Source organism: Uliginosibacterium sangjuense, assembly GCF_059132465.1.
The window spans coordinates 1,283,007-1,301,159 of record NZ_CP101132.1; the positions used below are offsets into that span (position 1 = coordinate 1,283,007).

Below are 18,153 nucleotides of genomic sequence, written 5' to 3' on the forward strand. Positions count from 1 at the left end.
CGCAGGGGCGGGCTGCGCGCAGCCCGCCCCGTCACCTGCCCGTTCAACGGGCGAGGCGCAGCCTCCAGCCTCCCTGCGCGTGCCCATGCGCCCATCTCCTCTCTTCCTGGGCGGACTTCTGCTGGTTCATGCACTGCCGATGGGGGCTTTGTGGGCACCCCAGGTGCCCTCGCTGGCACGCGTAATCAGCCTGGTCTTGCTGTTCACGTCCGCCCTCTTGGCCTGGCGGGCGTGCCGCCGGGCTTGGCGGGCTTACCTGCATTTCTCGTCAGAAGGACTGTTGCTCGAGTCGGGGGACTGCGCGCCGCGCAGCGTGGAGCGCATCGAGTGGTCCGCCTTGGGGCCGCTGCGGGCCGTGGCGCTGCATTTCGCAGAGGGCCGTCCTTGGCGCTGGGTGTTGATGTGCGATGGCATGCCCGCCGAGAGCTGGCGTCGTTTGAACGTGCACCTGCGCTGGCGCTCGGCCGTGGCGGTACAGGTGGGCGGAGAGGCTGCGGCAGGGCGGGGCCGGCCTCAGGTCTGACTGCCCCAGCGCGGCAGACCACGCGGCCAGCGCGGATTGGTGAGCACGGTCGAGCGAGTGTGGGGCAGGGTTTCGGGATAGTCGCGGCTGAAGTGCAGGCCCCGGCTTTCCTTGCGGCGCATCGCGCTCTGTACGATCAGATCGGCCGTGGTGACCAGGTTGCGCAGTTCGATCAGGTCGTTGCCAACGCGGAAGTTCGTGTAGTACTCGTCGATCTCGCGCTTGAGCAGACGGATGCGATGCTGGGCGCGCTGCAGGCGCTTGTTGGTGCGCACGATGCCCACGTAGTCCCACATGAAACGACGCAATTCGTCCCAGTTGTGTGAGATCACCACTTCCTCGTCGGCGTCGCCGACGCGGCTTTCGTCCCACGCGGGCAGCGCCGACGGCAAGGGGCGTGGGTGGGCGAGGATGTCGGCCGCCGCGGCTTTGCTGAAGACCACGCATTCCAGCAACGAGTTGCTGGCCAGCCGGTTGGCTCCGTGCAGGCCCGAGCAGGCTGTCTCGCCGATGGCGTAGAGGCCGGGCAGGTCGGTGCGGGCACGCAGGTCTATCATGACGCCGCCACAGGTGTAGTGCGCGGCCGGCACCACCGGAATGGGCTGGTGTGCGATGTCGATGCCCAGTTCCAGGCAGCGTGCGTGGATGTTGGGGAAGTGCTCGCGCAGGAAGCCTTCCGGTTTGTGGCTGATATCCAGGAACACGCTGTCGAGACCACGCTTCTTCATCTCGAAGTCGATCGCCCGGGCGACGATGTCGCGTGGGGCCAGTTCGGCCCGTGGGTCATGATCGGGCATGAAGCGGCTGCCATCGGGCAGAACCAGCAGGCCGCCCTCTCCGCGCACTGCTTCCGAGATCAGGAAGGACTTGGCCTGCGGGTGGTAGAGGCAGGTCGGATGGAACTGGATGAACTCCATGTTCGACACGCGGCAGCCGGCGCGCCAGGCCATCGCGATGCCGTCGCCGGTCGCCGAGTCGGGATTGGTTGTGTAGAGATAGACCTTGCCGGCTCCGCCGGTGGCCAGCACCGTGTGACGGGCCGCTGCGGGGACGACCTGCCCGCTACTGCGATCCAGCAGGTAGGCGCCGAGGCAACCCGCTTCGGGCCTGCCGAGCTTGTGGCCGACGATCAGGTCCACCGCGACGAAGCGCTCCAGGATCTGGATGTTGGGATGCTTGCGCACCCGGTCGATCAGTGTTTCCTGGACTGCGGCACCGGTGGCGTCGGCCACGTGCACGATGCGGCGATGACTGTGTCCACCTTCACGTGTCAGGTGCATGCCCCAGGGCACTTCATCGTCCGGGGTGAAGGCCACGCCTTGCTCGCGCAGCCAGGCGATCGCATCGGCGCCGTTTTCCACCACGAAACGCGTCGCGGCGGCATCGTTGAGCTGGCTGCCGGCGATCAGGGTGTCCTGGTAGTGGGCTTCGGTGGAGTCAGACGGATCGACGACAGCGGCGATGCCGCCTTGCGCCCAGGCGCTGGCGCTGTCTTCCATCTGCCGCTTGGTTACGAGCGCGACGCGCAGGCGGTCTGCCAGGCGAAGGGCGAGCGATTGGCCGGCCAGGCCGCAGCCCAGGACCAGCACGTCGAATTGCAGCAAGATCGGGACTCCGGGGTGCCTGCGGGAAGTGGCGGGAATATTAGCATGGGGTCAACAGACCCTCGGTGCGGCCTGAACTAATCTCGCGCAGTCCGGTCACAGCAGCGGGTGCGGGAGTGGGTTCAGCTATACTCCGGCCGATTCGGAACCGGCCGAGGCCCGTGAACCATTTCCGCGCATGAGCGAACGAGAGATTGACCAGTTGTTGGTGGAGCGTGTGCAACGCGGTGACAAGGAGGCTTACGGCATCCTTGTCACCAAGTATCAGCGCAAGCTTGCCCGACTGATATCGCGCATGATCCGCGACCCAGCCGAAGTGGAAGATGTGATGCAGGAAGCCTTCATCAAAGCCTATCGGGCTTTGCCGGCTTTCCGTGGCGAGAGCGCTTTCTATACCTGGCTGTACCGGATCGGCATCAATACGGCCAAGAACTATCTCGTGTCGCAGGGGCGTCGCGCGCCGACGACTACCGAGCTGGATTCGGAGGAGGCCGAGACGCTGGATGACGCCAGCCTGCTGCGTGACATCGATACGCCTGAGCGTTTGATGCATACCAAGCAGATTGGCGAGACGGTGAATGCCGCGATGGAGGCTTTGCCTGAGGAACTGCGCACCGCCATCGTGCTGCGCGAGATCGAAGGCATGAGTTATGACGAGATCGCGATGGTGATGGATTGCCCGATCGGAACGGTCCGGTCGCGGATTTTCAGGGCGCGTGAGGCGATCGCCGAACGCTTGAAGCCCTTGCTGGACGTGGCACCGGACAAGAGGTGGTAGTGATGTTGAACGAAAAATTGTCGGCCTGGGTAGATGGCGAGTTGGACGAATCGGAAGCCGAACAGGTGATGCTGAAACTGTTACGTCAGCCGGAGTCGCGCCAGGCGTGCGAAGTGGCGATTCTGACCGGCGATGTATTGCGGCAGGAGCCGCTGGTGTCGTCGGGTTTCAATGCCCGCGTGATGGCAGCGCTGGAGCAGGAGCCGGTGGTTTTTGCTCCGGCCGCGATTCCCGCGCGTACCCGTCCCGCCAAGGTGGGCGAGGCAGCGCCATCGCGCTGGGCGGCGCTGGCTGCTTCGGCGGCAGGCGTAGCCCTGGTGGGCTGGATGGTCATGGCGCCGGGCGGTGAGACACCGCGGTTGGAAGCCCCTGCCCCCGCCTTGGCGGCGAAAGCCCCGCCCTTGCAGCTCGTGGGGGCGGCGCGCAATGATGATGAAGTGTATGTGATGGCGCATCAGGCCGGCGCCGCAGGTGCTCCCGTGCCTGGCGTGGCAGCCTTTGTGCGTACCGTCAGCAGCGAACGGATGGGCGCGGCACGATGAAGGGTTTGGCCCGGCACGCATGGGGGCTTCTCTGCTGTTTAGCCTTGGCAGCACAGGCCTCGGCTCAGGCGCCGGATTCGCAGTCCTTGCTGCAAAGAGTCATCGCGGCGGGGCGTTCGGCAAATTACGCGGGTGAGTTCTCCTACCGCTTGCGCGGCATGAGCGGGGTATCGCGCGTCACGCGCGTCGTCGACGCGGCCGGCGATCACGAGCGGGTCGAGTTTCTCGGTGGTTCGATGCGTGAGATCGTGCGGACCAATGACGAGGTGCATCGCTACCTGCCCGAGTCGCGCACCATCATCATCGACCGAGCCTCCGTGGGTCGCTATCCCCTGCGTCTGGCCTTGTCGGCCAAGGCCATCGGCGAGGTCTACACGGTGCGCTCAGGGGAGTCGGCGCAGATCGCCGGTCATGCCGCCCAGCAAGTGATGCTGGAGCCGCGCGACACCCTGCGCTATGGCCATCGACTGTGGATCGACAGCGCCAGCGGTTTGTTGCTGAAGGCCCAGATGGTGGATGAGCAGGGGCAGGTGCTGGAGGAGTTTGCGTTCACCGAAGTCAGCATCGGCGGCACGATTGAGCGCAGTCGCCTGCGCGCCGGCTTCACGCCCTCGGCTGATTGGCAGGTGGTGAGCCTGCGCGGAACCGATCTGCGGTTGGAAGATGCAGAGTGGGACTTCAAAGGCCTGCCGCCCGGATTCCGCCAGATCTCGCTGACCCGTCGCCCCTTGCGCCAAGGCGAGCCGGATGCGCTGCATGCCGTGTTTTCGGATGGCTTGGTCAGTGTGTCCGTTTTCATCGAGGCGACGAACAAGCAACGCATGAGCGTACCGCCCAGCACGACGCGCTCGGGATCCACCGGGATCTTCAAGCGAAGCCTGGGTGACCACAAGGTGACCGTGCTCGGCGAGGTGCCGACCGCCACCCTGCAGCGCATTGCCGGTGGCGTGGAGGCACGTACCAAGCCATAGCTCCGCAGCGGCTTTGGGGGCACAATGACGCCGGTTTCAGCCGGCGTTTTTGTTTTGTGGGGATGGATGTGCGTGTCGAGGCGGTCGTGACGAGGGTGGAGGGCACCCAGGCCTGGGTTCGGGTGACCGGGGAGGAAGGGGGCTGTGGCCGCTGCCACGAGCCCGGCGGCTGCCGCACCGGCATGCTCAATGAAGTTCTGGGCGCGCGGTGCCAGGAGTACGCGGTGGCCAACGGCCTCGCCGCGCCGGCCGGCGCCCGGGTGTGGATCGAGGTGCCGGATGGCCTGCCTCTGCGTGCGGCGGGCTGGGCCTATGGTTTGCCCTTGCTGGCACTGCTGGCAGGGGCCGGGCTGGGGCATCTGCTGGGCGGGGAGTTGCTCAGCGCGGGAGGGGCTGGCGTCGGCCTGCTCCTGGCTTGGTGGGCCGTCGGGCGCCACGGGCGGCAGGCAGTGAAGGCCGGGTGGCAGCCGCGCCTGGTCGAGATTGTCCGATGAGCCGCGCAGTGAAGCGAATCCTGATTCTTGGCCTCCTCATCCTGGGACTGGGCGGGCAGACGTCGGTGGGCATGGCCTTGCCTGCCGTGCAAAGCCTGCCGCAGATTGCCGATCTGGCTGCGCGAAATGCAGCGGTGGTGGTGAACATCACGGCGACCCAGGCCAAGAGCAGTGGCAAGACGCCCTATATGCGCGAGCCACAGGAGCGCGAACTGCCGGACTGGCTCAAGCGCCTGGTGCCACGTCACTCGCAGCCTCAGCCGGAGGAAGAGGGCGGCGCCAGCGGCTCAGGCTTCATCGTGGCGAGCGAAGGCTACATCCTGACCAATGCGCACGTGGTCGAAGCGGCGGACGAGATTCTGGTGCGCCTGTCGGACCGGCGCGAGTTCGCTGCACGCCTGGTGGGGATGGACAAGCGGACCGACATTGCCTTGCTGAAGGTGGAGGCCAGCGGCCTGCCGCGCGCCCGGCTGGGTGATGTGCGCAGCCTGCGGGTCGGCGACTGGGTGGTGGCGATCGGCTCGCCCTTCGGTTTCGACAGTTCGGTCACGGCTGGCATCGTCAGCGCCAAGGGACGCTCCCTGCCGGACGAGACCCTGGTGCCCTTCATCCAGACCGATGTGGCGATCAATCCCGGCAACTCGGGCGGTCCCTTGTTCAACCTGCAGGGCGAAGTGGTGGGCATCAACTCGCAGATCTACTCGCGCTCGGGCGGTTTCATGGGCATCTCGTTCGCCATTCCGATTGACGTGGCGATGGACGTACAGACCCAGTTGCGCCAGGAGGGCCGTGTGCGGCGGGGCCGTATCGGCGTGGTGATCCAGGATGTGACGCGGGAGATTGCCGACAGCTTCGGTCTGCGCGAGGCGGCCGGCGCCATTGTCAGCCGGGTCGATCCGGATGGGCCGGCGGCAGGCGTAGGGGTGCGTGTCGGCGACATCGTGCTGCGCTTCGATGGGCAGCCGGTGGGCGGCTCGGCAGACTTGCCGCGCATCGTCGGCGCGACGCGGCCGGGCTCCCGCTCGGTCATGGCCGTGTGGCGCGAGGGGGCGTTGCGCAATCTGCCGGTCACCGTGTCGGAGTTCCCGGATGACAGCCCACGCCTGTTCGCGCGCAGCATGCCCGCCCTGCAGGCGGGCAATCGCCTGGGGCTGGTGACTCAGGATCTGTCGCGCGAGCAGAAGCGCGATCTGGAACTGGAGCGCGGGGCTGCGATCCGCGAGGCAACAGGGGCGGCGGCGCGCGCCGAGTTGCGCCCGGGTGACGTCATCACTGCCCTGATCACCAAGGGCAGCAGCAGCGAGGTGCGCTCGGCCGAGCATTTCAACCGGATCAGTGAAAGCCTGCCGCGCGGAAGCGCCGTGACCCTGCTGGTCCGCCGTGGTGACGCCCAGAACTTCGTCGGCATCAAAGTGCCGGAAGGCAAGTAGGGCGGGCGGTGGGGCCCTGCCTTGGGCTATAATCTGCGCCTATTCAATGATTTTGCTCGAGGGGTGCCGCGGCACCCCTTTTGTTGTCACCCGAACTGAGCCCGCATGCAGCACATCCGTAATTTCTCGATCATTGCCCACATCGACCATGGCAAGTCCACGCTGGCCGACCGTCTCATCCAGACCTGCGGCGGTTTGTCCGAGCGCGAGATGGAGGCACAGGTGCTGGACTCCATGGACCTGGAGCGCGAGCGCGGCATCACCATCAAGGCGCAGACCGCAGCCCTGCAGTACAAGGCGCGAGATGGCCAGATCTACAACCTGAACCTGATCGACACCCCGGGGCACGTGGACTTCTCCTACGAGGTCAGTCGCTCCCTGTCGGCCTGCGAAGGCGCGCTACTGGTCGTCGATGCCTCGCAGGGCGTCGAGGCGCAGACCGTGGCCAACTGCTACACCGCCATCGAGCTGGGCGTCGAAGTGCTGCCGGTACTCAACAAGATGGATCTGCCCTCGGCCGATCCCGACACCGCGCGACAAGAGATCGAGGATGTCATCGGCATCGATGCGACCGAGGCGATTCCGTGCTCGGCCAAGACCGGCATGGGCGTGGAAGACATCCTCGAGATGGTCATCGCCAAGGTGCCGGCGCCGCGCGGCAATCCAGAGGGGCCGCTAAAGGCGCTGATCATCGACTCCTGGTTCGACAACTATGTCGGCGTCGTGATGCTGGTGCGCGTGGTCGACGGCGTCGTGCGACCCAAGGACAAGCTGCTGTTCATGAGCACCGGTGCGCAGCATCTGTGCGAGCAGACCGGCGTGTTCAGCCCGAAGTCGCTGCAGCGCGAATCGCTCAATGCCGGCGAGGTGGGCTTCATCATCGCGGGTATCAAGGAACTGACCTCGGCCAAGGTGGGCGACACCATCACCCTGGCCAACAAGCCTGCCAGCGAGCCGCTGGAAGGCTTCAAGGAAATCAAGCCGCAGGTGTTCGCTGGCCTGTACCCGGTCGAGGCCAGCGAGTACGACCAGTTGCGCGACTCGCTGGAGAAACTCAAGCTCAACGACGCCTCGCTGCAGTACGAGCCGGAAGTCTCGCAGGCGCTGGGCTTCGGCTTCCGCTGCGGCTTCCTGGGCCTGCTGCACATGGAAATCGTGCAGGAACGCCTGGAACGCGAGTTCGACATGGATCTCATCACGACGGCGCCGACCGTGGTGTACGAGGTGGTGCTGAATTCGGGCGAGGTCATCAAGATCGAGAACCCGTCCAAGCTGCCCGATACCGGCAAGATCGCCGAGGTCCGCGAGCCCATCATCACGGCCACGATCTTCGTGCCGCAGGATTACCTCGGTCCGGTCATCACGCTGTGCAACCAGAAGCGTGGCAATCAGGTCGATATGCACTACCACGGCCGCCAGGTGAAGCTGGTGTATGACATGCCGATGGCCGAAGTGGTGATGGACTTCTTCGACAAGCTGAAGTCGGTGTCGCGCGGTTATGCCTCGCTGGACTACGACTTCAAGGAATACCGCGCGGCCGACGTCGTGAAGCTCGACCTGCTGGTCAGCAGTGAGAAGGTCGATGCCTTGTCCGTGATCGTGCACCGTGCCAGCGCGCAGTACCGTGGTCGTGAACTGGCCGCCAAGCTGCGCGAGCTGATTCCACGGCAGATGTTCGACGTGGCGGTACAGGCCGCGATCGGTTCGCACATCATTGCGCGCGAAACCATCAAGGCGCTGCGCAAGAACGTGCTGGCCAAGTGTTATGGCGGCGACATCACGCGCAAGAAGAAGCTGCTGGAGAAGCAGAAGGAAGGCAAGAAGCGCATGAAGCAGGTCGGCAATGTGGAGATCCCGCAGGAAGCCTTCCTCGCCGTGCTGCGCGTGGACGACGGCAAGTAGTACCCCAGATCAACTCGACCCGAGGTCTTTGTGGATTTCGCACTCATCCTGTTCGTCCTCAGCATCGTCACTGGCGTGCTGTGGTTCTTCGACGTCTTCAAGGCGCGCAAGCAGCGCGCGAAGGGCACGCCCGACCCTTGGTGGGTGGAGTACGGTGCCAGTTTCTTCCCGGTGATCCTGCCAATCTTCTTGCTGCGTTCGTTTTGGGTGGAGCCGTTCCGGATTCCCTCCGGCTCAATGATCCCGACCCTGCTGGTGGGCGATTTCATCCTCGTGAACAAGTACGCCTATGGCGTGCGCCTGCCGGTGCTCAACAAGAAGATCATCGAGGTCGGTTCGCCACAGCGTGGCGACGTGATGGTGTTCCGCTACCCCCACAACCCTGGGCAGGACTACATCAAGCGGGTGATCGGCCTGCCGGGCGACAAGGTGGAGTACATCAACAAGCGCCTGACCATCAACGGCCAGGTCGTGCCCGTCCGTCCTTTGGGCGAGTACTATCATCCGGACCAGTTCTACTATTCGCAGCAGTTCGAGGAGACCCTGGGCGAGAAGCCGCACCAGGTCCTGAACGATCGCCAGGGCCCACCTTTCGTGCCTGAGTTGCAGCGTACGCCGCACGCGTTCTCGCAGAACTGCAGCTACTCGGGCGAAGGGGTGAGCTGCGTGGTGCCCCCGGGGCACTACTTCATGATGGGCGACAACCGGGACCAGAGTGCGGACTCCCGTTTCTGGGGCTTCGTTCCGGACGAAAACATCGTCGGCCGTGCCTTCTTCATCTGGTTCCATGCCGACAGCATCTTGCCGCCGTCCGGCATGGGCTTTGGCCGGACCGGCAGCTTCAACTGAGCGCCCCACAGGCGTGAATACGGGAGAGGACTGAATGAAAAAGCAACGCGGACTGACACTGATCTCGACACTGATCGTCGGCCTGTTCATCCTGGCAGGCCTGCTGCTGGGCCTCAAGCTGGTGCCGGTGTTCAACGAATACTTCGGGGTCAAGAAGTCGCTCAATACCATCGTCAAGAGCGTCGACGCTTCCTCGCCGCCGGCCGACTTCCGGCGCGCCTTCGCCAGGCAGGCCGAGATCGACGACTTCAGCGCGGTCGATCCTCAGACCCTGGTGGTCACCAAGAGCAGTGGCACCGTCAGCCTGTCGATCGAGTACCGGCGCGAAGTACCGCTGTTCGCCAATGTGAGCCTGGTGTTCGACTTTGCCGCCGAGGCGGGGGGCGCGGGCAGCGCCCGGTATTGACCATGCTGGGATGCACCCGTGCGGCATGAGGCGCTCGAACAGGCCCTGGGCCATCGCTTCCGTGATGCGGGCCTGCTGCGGCGTGCGCTGACTCACCGCAGCTATGCCGCCGACCATTATGAGCGGCTGGAATTCCTCGGCGACTCCATCCTCAACATGGTTGTCGCCATGGCGCTCTATCGGCATTTCCCGGACTTGCGCGAGGGCGAGTTGTCGCGCCTGAGGGCGCAACTCGTCCGCCAGGACACCTTGCATGGCATCGCTGAGCGCATGGCCGTCGGCGAGCACATGCTGTTGGGCGAGGGCGAGGTGCGCAGTGGTGGGCGCAACCGTCCTTCCATCCTGGCTGACGCGACCGAGGCCCTGTTCGGTGCGGTGTTCCTGGACGGCGGTTTCGAGGCTGTGCAACGCGTAATCGAGGCGCAGTACGCGCCCCTTCTGAGTGCCATCAACCCCGCTGCCGCCCTCAAGGACCCCAAGACCAGCCTGCAGGAATTGATGCAGGGAAGACGCAAGGCCTTGCCGCGATACGAACTCGTGGCCACGCGTGGTGAAGCCCATATGCAGGAGTTCGAGGTTGCCTGCATCATTGAATCCCCCGCCTTGCGCACCTGCGGCGTGGGCAACAGCCGGCGCATCGCGGAGCAGAACGCGGCGCGGCTGGCCCTGGAACAGATCGGATCCGCAAAATGAGTCAAGCAGACAGCACGCCGGTGGCGGTTACGCACACCGGTTTCGTTGCCATCGTCGGGCGCCCCAACGTCGGCAAGTCCACCCTGCTCAACCGCCTGGTGGGGCAGAAGATCAGCATCGTCTCGCGCAAGCCGCAGACCACTCGCCACCGCGTGACGGGTGTGCTGACCGAGGGCGAGAACCAATTCATCTTCGTCGATACGCCTGGCTTCCAGACGCGCCATTCGAACGCGCTGAACCGCACCATGAACCGCACCGTCACCCAGGTGCTGGCCGATGTGGATGTGGTGGCTTTCGTGATCGAAGCGGGGCGTTTCGGACCGGCGGATCGTAAGGTGCTGGAGCTGATTCCGCAGGACGCCAAGGTGGTGCTGGTCATCAACAAGGTCGACCTGGAGGAGGACAAGGGGCAGTTGCTCCCCTTCATCGAGCGCATGGCGGCCGAGCGCAACTTCGCGGACATCGTGCCGATCAGCGCCCAGCGCGGCAATAACGCGCCGGAGCTGCTGCGTACCCTGGCCAGGCACTTGCCTGTCGGCGAGCCGGTGTTCGGTGAGGACGACATCACCGATCGCAGCGAGCGCTTCCTCGCCTCCGAGTTCATCCGCGAGAAGCTGTTCCGGCTGCTTGGCGAAGAGTTGCCCTACGGCATGGCGGTCGAGATCGAGAAGTACGAGCAGGAAGGCAATCTGCGCCGGATCTATGCCGCGATCATTGTCGACAAGCCGGGCCACAAGGCCATGGTGATCGGCAAGGGCGGCGAGCACCTCAAGCGCATCTCCACCGAGGCGCGCCTGGAGATGGAGAAGCTCTTTGACGGCAAGATCTATCTCGAGGTCTGGGTCAAGGTGAAGAGCGGCTGGGCCGACGATGAGCGCGCCCTCAAGTCGCTCGGTTACGAGTAAGCGGGTCCTTCCAGCGCTGAGGTCGCCGGATGAGCACTGCACGCCATCGCGTCATCGAGGAGCAGGGCTTCGTCCTCCACACCTACCCGTGGCGCGAGACCAGCCTGGTCGTCGAACTGTGGACGCGCGAATACGGTCGTCTGCCACTGGTGGCCAAGGGGGCGCGGCGCGCCGGTTCGGCCTTGCGTGGCGTGCTGATGGCTTTCCAGCCCCTTAGCGTGAGCTGGTCCGGCAAGGGCGAGGTCAAGACGCTGACCGCGGCGAGCTGGCAGGGCGGCCAGCCACTGCTTGGCGGGGTGGGCCTGTTGTGCGGCTATTATCTGAATGAGCTCTTGCTGCGCCTTCTGGCACGTGAGGACGCCCATCCCAAGCTCTACGACCACTATGCGGATACGGTGGCGCGTCTGGCGCGCGGAGAAGCGACGGCTCCGCTGCTGCGCGGCTTCGAGTTGGCCCTGCTGCGCGAGCTTGGCTATGGCCTCACGCTGGACCGCTTGGCCACCGATGGCGGCGTCGTGCAGCCGGCCGGACGCTACCTGTTCGAGCCGGAGTCGGGCGTCGTGCCGGCCCCGCCGGGCAGCAGTGAAGGCGCGGTACTGAGCGGACGCACCTTGCTAGCCATGGCGCGCCACGACTACGACGATGCGGAGACCGTGGCACAGGCACGCAGCCTGATGCGTCGTATCATCCAGCATCACCTGGGCGGGCAGCAGTTGGAGTCCCGCCGCATCCTCATGGAGCTGAACGAACTGTGATTGAACTCGGCGTCAATATCGACCATGTCGCGACGATCCGCCAGGCGCGCCGCACCTATGAACCCGATCCCGTGTGGGCGGCCGTCGAGGCGCATCTCGGTGGCGCCGATGGCATTACCGTGCATTTGCGCGAAGACCGTCGCCACATCCAGGATCATGACGTGCGCCGTCTGCGCGAACTCACGCACATCAAGCTGAACCTGGAGATGGCGGCGACCGAGGAGATGGTCGGCATCGCCTGCCAGCTCAAGCCCGAGATGGCCATGCTGGTACCGGAAGGTCGCCAGGAGGTCACGACCGAAGGTGGGCTGGATATCGTGGGGCAGGAGAAGCGCCTGAAGGACATCATTGCGCGCCTTGCCGATGCCGGCATCATGACCAGTGTGTTCATCGACGCCGATCTTGCGCAGGTCGAGGCGGCTGCGCGCGTCGGAGCCCGCGTGTGCGAGGTGCACACCGGCCCCTACGCCCATGCCTTCCATTCGCGCGGCCGCGATGCGCGCAGCCCGGCCGTGCTGGAGGAGCTGTCGAAGATCCGCATCGCCGGTCATGCCATCGTTGACCTCGGCATGCGCTTCAACGCGGGCCATGCGCTGAACTACTTCAACGTGCAGCCCGTCGCTGCGCTGCCCGACATCCGCGAACTGCACATCGGCCATGCCATCGTCAGCCGCGCCGTCTTCGTGGGCTTGCGCGAAGCGGTGGCCGAGATGAAGCGCCTGATGCGCGAGGCGGCCGTCGTTCATCCATGATCGCGGGTATCGGCACCGACATCGTGGCCGTGACGCGCATGCGTGATGCGATGACACGCCACGGCGAGCGTTTCGCCGAACACATCCTGGCTGAAAGCGAGTACGCGGATTTTGCGCGCGCCCCCGACAAGGCCCGTTTCCTGGCCAAGCGCTTCGCCGCCAAGGAGGCTTTCGCCAAGGCGCTCGGTACCGGCTTGCGTGCCCCGGCGACGCTGCATGCGATCGCAGTCGTGCACGACGAGCTGGGCAAGCCGGTGTATGCACTGGCTCCGGCGCTGGCCGAGCTGGTGCAGGCACGTCGCCTGAGCGCGCATTTGTCGATCAGCGACGAGAAGGACTACGTCGTCGCTTTCGCCCTCCTCGAAACCCTGAACTGATGCATGGCCGGCGTTCTCGCCGGTCCCGGAGTGAGTCATGCCACTGCAAATCCCACTCGGCCCCGTGATGTGCGATGTGGCCGGTTTTCGCCTCACTGACGCCGAACGCCAGGTGCTGCTCAACCCGCTGGTGGGGGGCGTGATCCTGTTTGCGCGCAATTACGAGTCGCCCGAGCAACTTGTGGCCTTGACCGGCGAGATCCACGCGCTGCGCTCGCCCCGCCTGTTGATCGCGGTGGACCACGAGGGCGGGCGCGTGCAGCGCTTCCGCCAGGGCTTCACGCGCCTGCCGGCGATGCGCGTGTTCGGCGACGTGTGGGAGCGCGACCCGGCGGCGGCCAAGCGCCTGGCGCATGACACCGGCTTCGTGCTGGCCGCCGAATTGCTGGCACACGGCCTGGACCTGAGCTTCACGCCGGTGTTGGACCTCGACTTCGGCCACAGCGCCGTGGTCGGCGACCGGGCCTTCCACCGCGATCCCTTCACGGCGGCCGAGCTGGCCGGTGCCCTGACCGACGGCCTGGCCGAGGCCGGCATGGCGGCGGTGGGCAAGCATTTTCCGGGGCATGGTTACGCTGAGGCCGACTCGCATGTGGCCATGCCGGTCGACGAGCGCGAGTTCGCGGCGCTGTGGGTGGACGACATCGCGCCGTACCGCGAGCGCGTCGGCAAGGCGATTGCCGGTGTCATGCCAGCGCATGTGATCTACAGCAAGGTTGATCCGAATCCCGCCGGTTTCTCGGCCTACTGGCTACAGACCATCCTGCGCGAGCAGCTTGGCTTCAAGGGAGTCATTTTCAGTGACGACCTGACCATGGAGGGGGCCATCGTGGCTGGCGACATCGTCGCGCGGGCCGATGCGGCCCTCACCGCTGGCTGCGACATGGTGCTGGTGTGCAACCGGCCGGATCTCACGGCCGAGCTGCTGGCGCGCTGGGCGCCCGAACCGTCGCCACAATCGGCGGTGCGTATCGAGGCGCTGTTGCCGCGCTCCGCCCCCGATGCGGCCTCGCTGTCGGTCGACGCGCGCTTCCAGCAGGCCTGGGCCTCGGTGCAGCAGCTCACTGCCTGATCACTGCAGGCGGAAGTTGTACTGGAACTGTCGCGTTGCGCCATTGACCACCACGTTGGAGATGGTCACGGTGTAGTCGGTGTTGTCTTGCAGGCCGCTGACTTTCCACTGCAGATTGTTGGGCAGGCCATAGCCGCTGTAGTCCACTGATTGTTCGCTGATGGTCAGTGCGGTAGCGCCGGCCGCGACGCTGACCGTGGCGCTGTCCAGGTTGGCCTGGCTCTTGCCGTTCGCATTGGGATTGGTCTTGCTCGCGACGACCGAGAAAGACAGGAACCAGCTCTTGCCGAACTCTGCCTTCGGGTAGGTGCCGTAGGGATAGGCGACGAAGTCGTTCGTCATCGACGACACGTTCGTGGCGGAGTTGCCGATCACCTTGAGCACCGAGGCCATGTACATGTTGCTGGTTCCGTTGGGGCGGCCATCGACCCGGCCATAGGTGGTCTTGCTCAGGAAGGGGTAGAGCACCCAGCGTCTATGCCCCAGCGAGCTGACGTTGTTGTCGATCAGATAGTCGAGGATGGCGTTGCTGCTTGGTGTGCTCTCCGAGGAGCCAGAGGTCCACAGCATGTCCAAATTGCTGCTGCCGGCCAGGCGTGCGGCGTTCGCCGTGTAGCACAGGCCGCTGCTGTCGGGGCTGTGGGTGAGCTGCTTGTTGGCCACCATGTACATCGCGGCTTCCGCGGCCGGGCCATCTTCGCTTGCGTCATAGCTGACCGCCGGCAGGCCGTGGCGGGCACGCACCTCGTTCAGTTTGTTGAGCACGGCCGTGCGTTCGCTGTCGCGTAGTTGCCCCGGGGCGCAACTGGCGATCACGGGCTGCGTGACGTAGAGCGCACTGCCTGAGCCGCTGGATGAGCTGGATGAGCTCGAAGACGAACTCGAAGAGCTGCTGGAGGAACTGCCTCCGCCCGACGACGAACCAGACGAAGAGCTTGAGGAAGATGAGCCCGAGGAAGATGAGCCCGAGGAGGATGAGCCCGAGGAGGACGAGCCCGCAGCCGCGCCCGAGGACGAGCCTGAGGATGAACCCGAGGACGAACTGGAGCCACTGCTGCCCGATGAGCTGCCGGTATTCGCAGCTCCGCCTCCGGTGTCTCCGCCGCCTCCACAGGCGGCGAGGGTCAGACAGATAACGAGGGCTGCGATGCGAGGGTGTGAGCGAGTGGGAAACATGGGGGCAGACCGGATGCGTGCAGGCCCCATTGTGCGGAGCCGTATCGCTCGCGCGGCCGGTTTGCCGCTTGTCCCCGATGACTGCTGCCCCCTCCGCGCCAAGGTGGTAGTGTTGCAGTCCCTTGTTTTCTGCTGAATCAGCCTCGTCCGCAATGAGTTTCGACGCCCGCGGCTTCCTGCGCACCCTGTCCGAGCACCCAGGCGTCTATCGCATGATCGGGGCCGACGAAGAGGTGCTGTACGTCGGCAAGGCCAAGAATCTCAAGCGCCGCGTATCGAGCTACTTCCAGAAGAACCATCCGAGCCCGCGCATCGCCATGATGGTGGCGCAGATCCAGCGTGTCGACACCACCGTGGTGCGTTCCGAGGCCGAGGCGCTGATCCTCGAAAACAACCTCATCAAGTCGCTCAAGCCGCGCTACAACATCCTGTTCCGCGACGACAAGAGCTATCCCTACATCGCCTTCTCGGCCGATGCCTACCCGCGCATTGCTTATTACCGTGGCGGCTTCGAGAAGGGCGTGCGCTACTTCGGCCCTTATCCGTCCGGTTGGGCGGCGCGTGAAAGCGTGCAACTGCTGCAGCGCCTGTTCCAGTTGCGCACCTGCGAGAACCCGGTGTTCAACAACCGCTCGCGGCCCTGCCTGCTGCACCAGATCAAGCGCTGCACCGCCCCCTGCGTGGGCTTGATCAGCGATGAGGACTACGCGCGCGACGTCAAGCTCGCAGTCGGTTTCCTAGAAGGGCGCCATTCCGATGTCATCGACAACCTGACCCAGCGCATGCAGGAGGCGTCCGACCGTTTCGCCTTCGAGGAAGCGGCGATCTTCCGAGACCAGGTCCGCGCACTGCAAACCGTGTTGCACAAGCAGCACATGGATTCCGGCAAGGACGAGGATATCGACATCATCGTGGCGGTAGAGCAGGGCGGGCTGGTGTGCGTGAACCTTGCCATGGTGCGCGGCGGGCGCCACCTGGGCGACCGCCCACAGTTCCCGCAAGGGGGCGAGGGCGTCGGCGCGACGGATGCACTGCTGGCTTTCGTCGAGCAGCACTACACGGAATTGCCCGCGCCGCCGCGCCTGATCGTGGCGCCGCTCGATCCTGAACTGGTGCGCGCCATGCTGGCCGACAGCCGCGAAGCCATACCCGCCGTTGTGGCGGCACGCTTCCAGGGCGAGAAGGCCTGGGTGGACATGGCCTTGACCAACGCCCAGCTCGCCATCGAAGTGCGCTTGCGCGAGGCAGGACGCGCTAACGCCCAGGCCGACGCGCTGCAGGCGGCCTTGGCCCTGGCCGAGCGGCCGCGCCGCATCGAATGCTTCGACATCAGCCACACTCAGGGCGAGGCGACCGTGGCTTCCTGCGTGGTGTGGGAGGGCGAGGCGATGAAGAAGTCCGAGTACCGGCGCTTCAACATCAGCGGCATCGAGCCCGGCGACGACTATGCCGCGATGCGCCAGGCGCTGACGCGGCGTTACGAGAAAGTGGCGGCAGGCGAGGGTGTCCGGCCGGACCTGATTCTCATCGACGGCGGCAAGGGCCAGGTCGGCGTGGCCTGGGAGGTGCTCACCGAACTGGGCCTGGAGGACATCGCCATGGTCGGCGTGGCCAAGGGCGAGGAGCGCAAGGCCGGCCTGGAGCAACTGATTCACCCGGATGGCCGCGAGCCGCTGCGTCTCGGGGGCGATCACCCTGCATTGCACCTGATCCAGACCATCCGCGACGAGGCGCACCGCTTCGCCATCACCGGCATGCGCGCACGGCGCAGCAAGACGCGCCTGAGCTCGAAGCTGGAGGATATCCCGGGGATCGGACCAACACGGCGCAAGAAACTGATCGAGACCTTTGGCGGTCTGGCCGGCGTGAAAGCCGCAACGATCGAGGATTTATGCCGCGTGGAGGGGATCAATCGTAAAATCGCGGAACAAATCTACAACGCGTTGCGTTGATCCACGCCTCCATTCATGAAATTCAATATCCCGAACGCGCTGACCTGGGCGCGCATCCTGCTGATCCCCGTGCTGCTGGCGATCTTCTACCTGCCAGATAGCTGGATGAGCCTGTCATGCAAGAACCTGCTCGCCTGCGTGCTGTTCTCGGTGGCCGCGATCACCGACTGGTTCGACGGTTATCTTGCGCGCAGCCTGGGCCAGACCTCGGCTTTCGGCGCGTTTCTCGATCCGGTGGCGGACAAACTGATGGTCAGCGCCGCGCTGGTGATCCTGGTCTGGCTGGGGCGTTGCGATGCCATCATCGCCTTCGTCATCGTCGGCCGTGAGATCACCATCTCGGCACTGCGCGAGTGGATGGCCAAGGTGGGCGCCTCGGCCAGCGTGGCCGTGTCCTACATCGGCAAGCTCAAGACGGCCGCGCAGATGGTGGCGATTCCGATGCTGCTGTTCCACGATGATCTGTGGGGTCTGCCGATTCATCTGATCGGGACTGTGCTGATCAATATCGCGGCGGTGCTGACCCTGTGGTCCATGGGTTACTACCTGCATCGCGCCGCGCCGGACCTGACACGCCACGGCTGAGCGCGCACGCAAATCGCGCTTGACATCTCCGGGACGTGTATTAAAATGCGCGTCTCTTTTGCGGGAGTAGCTCAGTTGGTAGAGCGCAACCTTGCCAAGGTTGAGGTCGCGAGTTCGAGACTCGTCTCCCGCTCCAGGATTCTGGGGAAAGCGAAACCGGCTTTCCCCTTTTAGTTGGAAAAAGTTGTGCGGGCCTGGTGGCGCCGGGTCCAAGAGGTCAGAGCGGGGCGCGATAGCAAAGCGGTTATGCACCGGATTGCAAATCCGTGTAGGTCGGTTCGACTCCGGCTCGCGCCTCCAAAGAACAATTTGCGGGAGTAGCTCAGTTGGTAGAGCGCAACCTTGCCAAGGTTGAGGTCGCGAGTTCGAGACTCGTCTCCCGCTCCA

19 protein-coding genes and 3 tRNA genes are annotated in these 18,153 nt (G+C 65.1%); 20 read left to right on the forward strand and 2 right to left on the reverse strand.

Annotated elements, in window-relative coordinates:
- The first annotated feature begins 85 nt into the window (after window positions 1-85).
- A complete protein-coding gene (locus tag NMB43_RS05825) occupies window positions 86-523 on the forward strand; it encodes a YgfX family protein (RefSeq protein ID WP_494351209.1) in 438 nt (145 codons plus the stop codon).
- On the opposite strand, the gene nadB is transcribed toward NMB43_RS05825, so the two are convergent.
- Entirely contained in the window at window positions 514-2,130 is a 1,617-nt protein-coding gene (nadB, locus tag NMB43_RS05830) for an L-aspartate oxidase (protein WP_494352122.1), read from the reverse strand. The genes NMB43_RS05825 and nadB overlap by 10 nt on opposite strands.
- Window positions 2,131-2,305: 175 nt before the next feature.
- On the opposite strand from nadB, the gene rpoE reads away from it, so the two are divergent.
- The 14 genes from rpoE to nagZ all read left to right on the forward strand — a co-directional run bounded on the left by rpoE (window position 2,306) and on the right by nagZ (window position 14,053).
- Window positions 2,306-2,905, forward strand: coding sequence for an RNA polymerase sigma factor RpoE (gene rpoE, locus NMB43_RS05835; protein WP_494351210.1), 600 nt, complete (start codon window positions 2,306-2,308; stop codon window positions 2,903-2,905).
- Window positions 2,906-2,907: 2 nt separating this feature from the next.
- Window positions 2,908-3,447, forward strand: a complete 540-nt coding sequence (locus NMB43_RS05840; protein WP_494351211.1) for a sigma-E factor negative regulatory protein — start codon at window positions 2,908-2,910, stop codon at window positions 3,445-3,447.
- Between the two features lie 86 nt (window positions 3,448-3,533).
- Entirely contained in the window at window positions 3,534-4,418 is an 885-nt protein-coding gene (locus tag NMB43_RS05845) for a MucB/RseB C-terminal domain-containing protein (RefSeq protein WP_494351212.1), read from the forward strand.
- Window positions 4,419-4,504: 86 nt separating this feature from the next.
- The gene (locus NMB43_RS05850; protein WP_494351213.1) at window positions 4,505-4,912 is read left to right on the forward strand and encodes a SoxR reducing system RseC family protein; all 408 of its coding nucleotides are present in this window, start codon (window positions 4,505-4,507) and stop codon (window positions 4,910-4,912) included.
- A complete protein-coding gene (locus tag NMB43_RS05855) occupies window positions 4,909-6,342 on the forward strand; it encodes a Do family serine endopeptidase (protein WP_494351214.1) in 1,434 nt (477 codons plus the stop codon). The genes NMB43_RS05850 and NMB43_RS05855 overlap by 4 nt, the downstream gene beginning before the upstream one ends.
- A 105-nt stretch (window positions 6,343-6,447) precedes the next feature.
- Window positions 6,448-8,244, forward strand: a complete 1,797-nt coding sequence (gene lepA / locus NMB43_RS05860; RefSeq protein ID WP_494351215.1) for a translation elongation factor 4 — start codon at window positions 6,448-6,450, stop codon at window positions 8,242-8,244.
- A 30-nt stretch (window positions 8,245-8,274) separates the two neighbouring features.
- Window positions 8,275-9,093: a signal peptidase I gene (lepB, locus tag NMB43_RS05865; protein ID WP_494351216.1), complete on the forward strand. Its 819-nt coding sequence runs from the start codon at window positions 8,275-8,277 to the stop codon at window positions 9,091-9,093.
- A 34-nt stretch (window positions 9,094-9,127) separates the two neighbouring features.
- The gene (locus NMB43_RS05870; RefSeq protein ID WP_494351217.1) at window positions 9,128-9,499 is read left to right on the forward strand and encodes a DUF4845 domain-containing protein; all 372 of its coding nucleotides are present in this window, start codon (window positions 9,128-9,130) and stop codon (window positions 9,497-9,499) included.
- An 18-nt stretch (window positions 9,500-9,517) separates the two neighbouring features.
- A complete protein-coding gene (rnc, locus tag NMB43_RS05875) occupies window positions 9,518-10,192 on the forward strand; it encodes a ribonuclease III (RefSeq protein ID WP_494351218.1) in 675 nt (224 codons plus the stop codon).
- Window positions 10,189-11,097 (forward strand): GTPase Era, encoded by a 909-nt coding sequence (era, locus tag NMB43_RS05880; RefSeq protein WP_494351219.1) that lies wholly within the window; start codon window positions 10,189-10,191, stop codon window positions 11,095-11,097. Before rnc ends, era begins: the two co-directional genes overlap by 4 nt.
- Window positions 11,098-11,126: 29 nt before the next feature.
- Window positions 11,127-11,852, forward strand: a complete 726-nt coding sequence (recO, locus tag NMB43_RS05885) for a DNA repair protein RecO (RefSeq protein WP_494351220.1) — start codon at window positions 11,127-11,129, stop codon at window positions 11,850-11,852.
- The gene (locus NMB43_RS05890) at window positions 11,849-12,604 is read left to right on the forward strand and encodes a pyridoxine 5'-phosphate synthase (RefSeq protein WP_494351221.1); all 756 of its coding nucleotides are present in this window, start codon (window positions 11,849-11,851) and stop codon (window positions 12,602-12,604) included. The genes recO and NMB43_RS05890 overlap by 4 nt, the downstream gene beginning before the upstream one ends.
- Window positions 12,601-12,981, forward strand: coding sequence for a holo-ACP synthase (acpS, locus tag NMB43_RS05895; RefSeq protein WP_494351222.1), 381 nt, complete (start codon window positions 12,601-12,603; stop codon window positions 12,979-12,981). The genes NMB43_RS05890 and acpS overlap by 4 nt, the downstream gene beginning before the upstream one ends.
- Before the next feature lie 37 nt (window positions 12,982-13,018).
- A complete protein-coding gene (nagZ, locus tag NMB43_RS05900; protein WP_494351223.1) occupies window positions 13,019-14,053 on the forward strand; it encodes a beta-N-acetylhexosaminidase in 1,035 nt (344 codons plus the stop codon).
- Here nagZ and NMB43_RS05905 read toward each other — a convergent pair whose 3' ends face one another.
- Window positions 14,054-15,229: a CAP domain-containing protein gene (locus tag NMB43_RS05905; protein ID WP_494351224.1), complete on the reverse strand. Its 1,176-nt coding sequence runs from the start codon at window positions 15,227-15,229 to the stop codon at window positions 14,054-14,056.
- A 152-nt stretch (window positions 15,230-15,381) separates the two neighbouring features.
- Between NMB43_RS05905 and uvrC the strand changes: the two genes are divergently transcribed.
- From uvrC to NMB43_RS05930, 5 genes are all read left to right on the forward strand, one after another.
- Window positions 15,382-17,181 carry an excinuclease ABC subunit UvrC gene (uvrC, locus tag NMB43_RS05910; RefSeq protein ID WP_494351225.1) on the forward strand — a complete coding sequence of 600 codons (1,800 nt, stop codon included), beginning with the start codon at window positions 15,382-15,384 and terminating at the stop codon, window positions 17,179-17,181.
- Window positions 17,182-17,196: 15 nt separating this feature from the next.
- On the forward strand, window positions 17,197-17,766 hold the full coding sequence (gene pgsA / locus NMB43_RS05915; protein ID WP_494351226.1) for a CDP-diacylglycerol--glycerol-3-phosphate 3-phosphatidyltransferase: 570 nt from the start codon (window positions 17,197-17,199) through the stop codon (window positions 17,764-17,766).
- A 60-nt stretch (window positions 17,767-17,826) separates the two neighbouring features.
- A tRNA-Gly gene (locus tag NMB43_RS05920) sits at window positions 17,827-17,902 on the forward strand.
- A gap of 90 nt (window positions 17,903-17,992) precedes the next feature.
- Window positions 17,993-18,066, forward strand: a tRNA-Cys gene (locus tag NMB43_RS05925).
- 11 nt (window positions 18,067-18,077) lie between these two features.
- Window positions 18,078-18,153 (forward strand) — tRNA-Gly (locus NMB43_RS05930).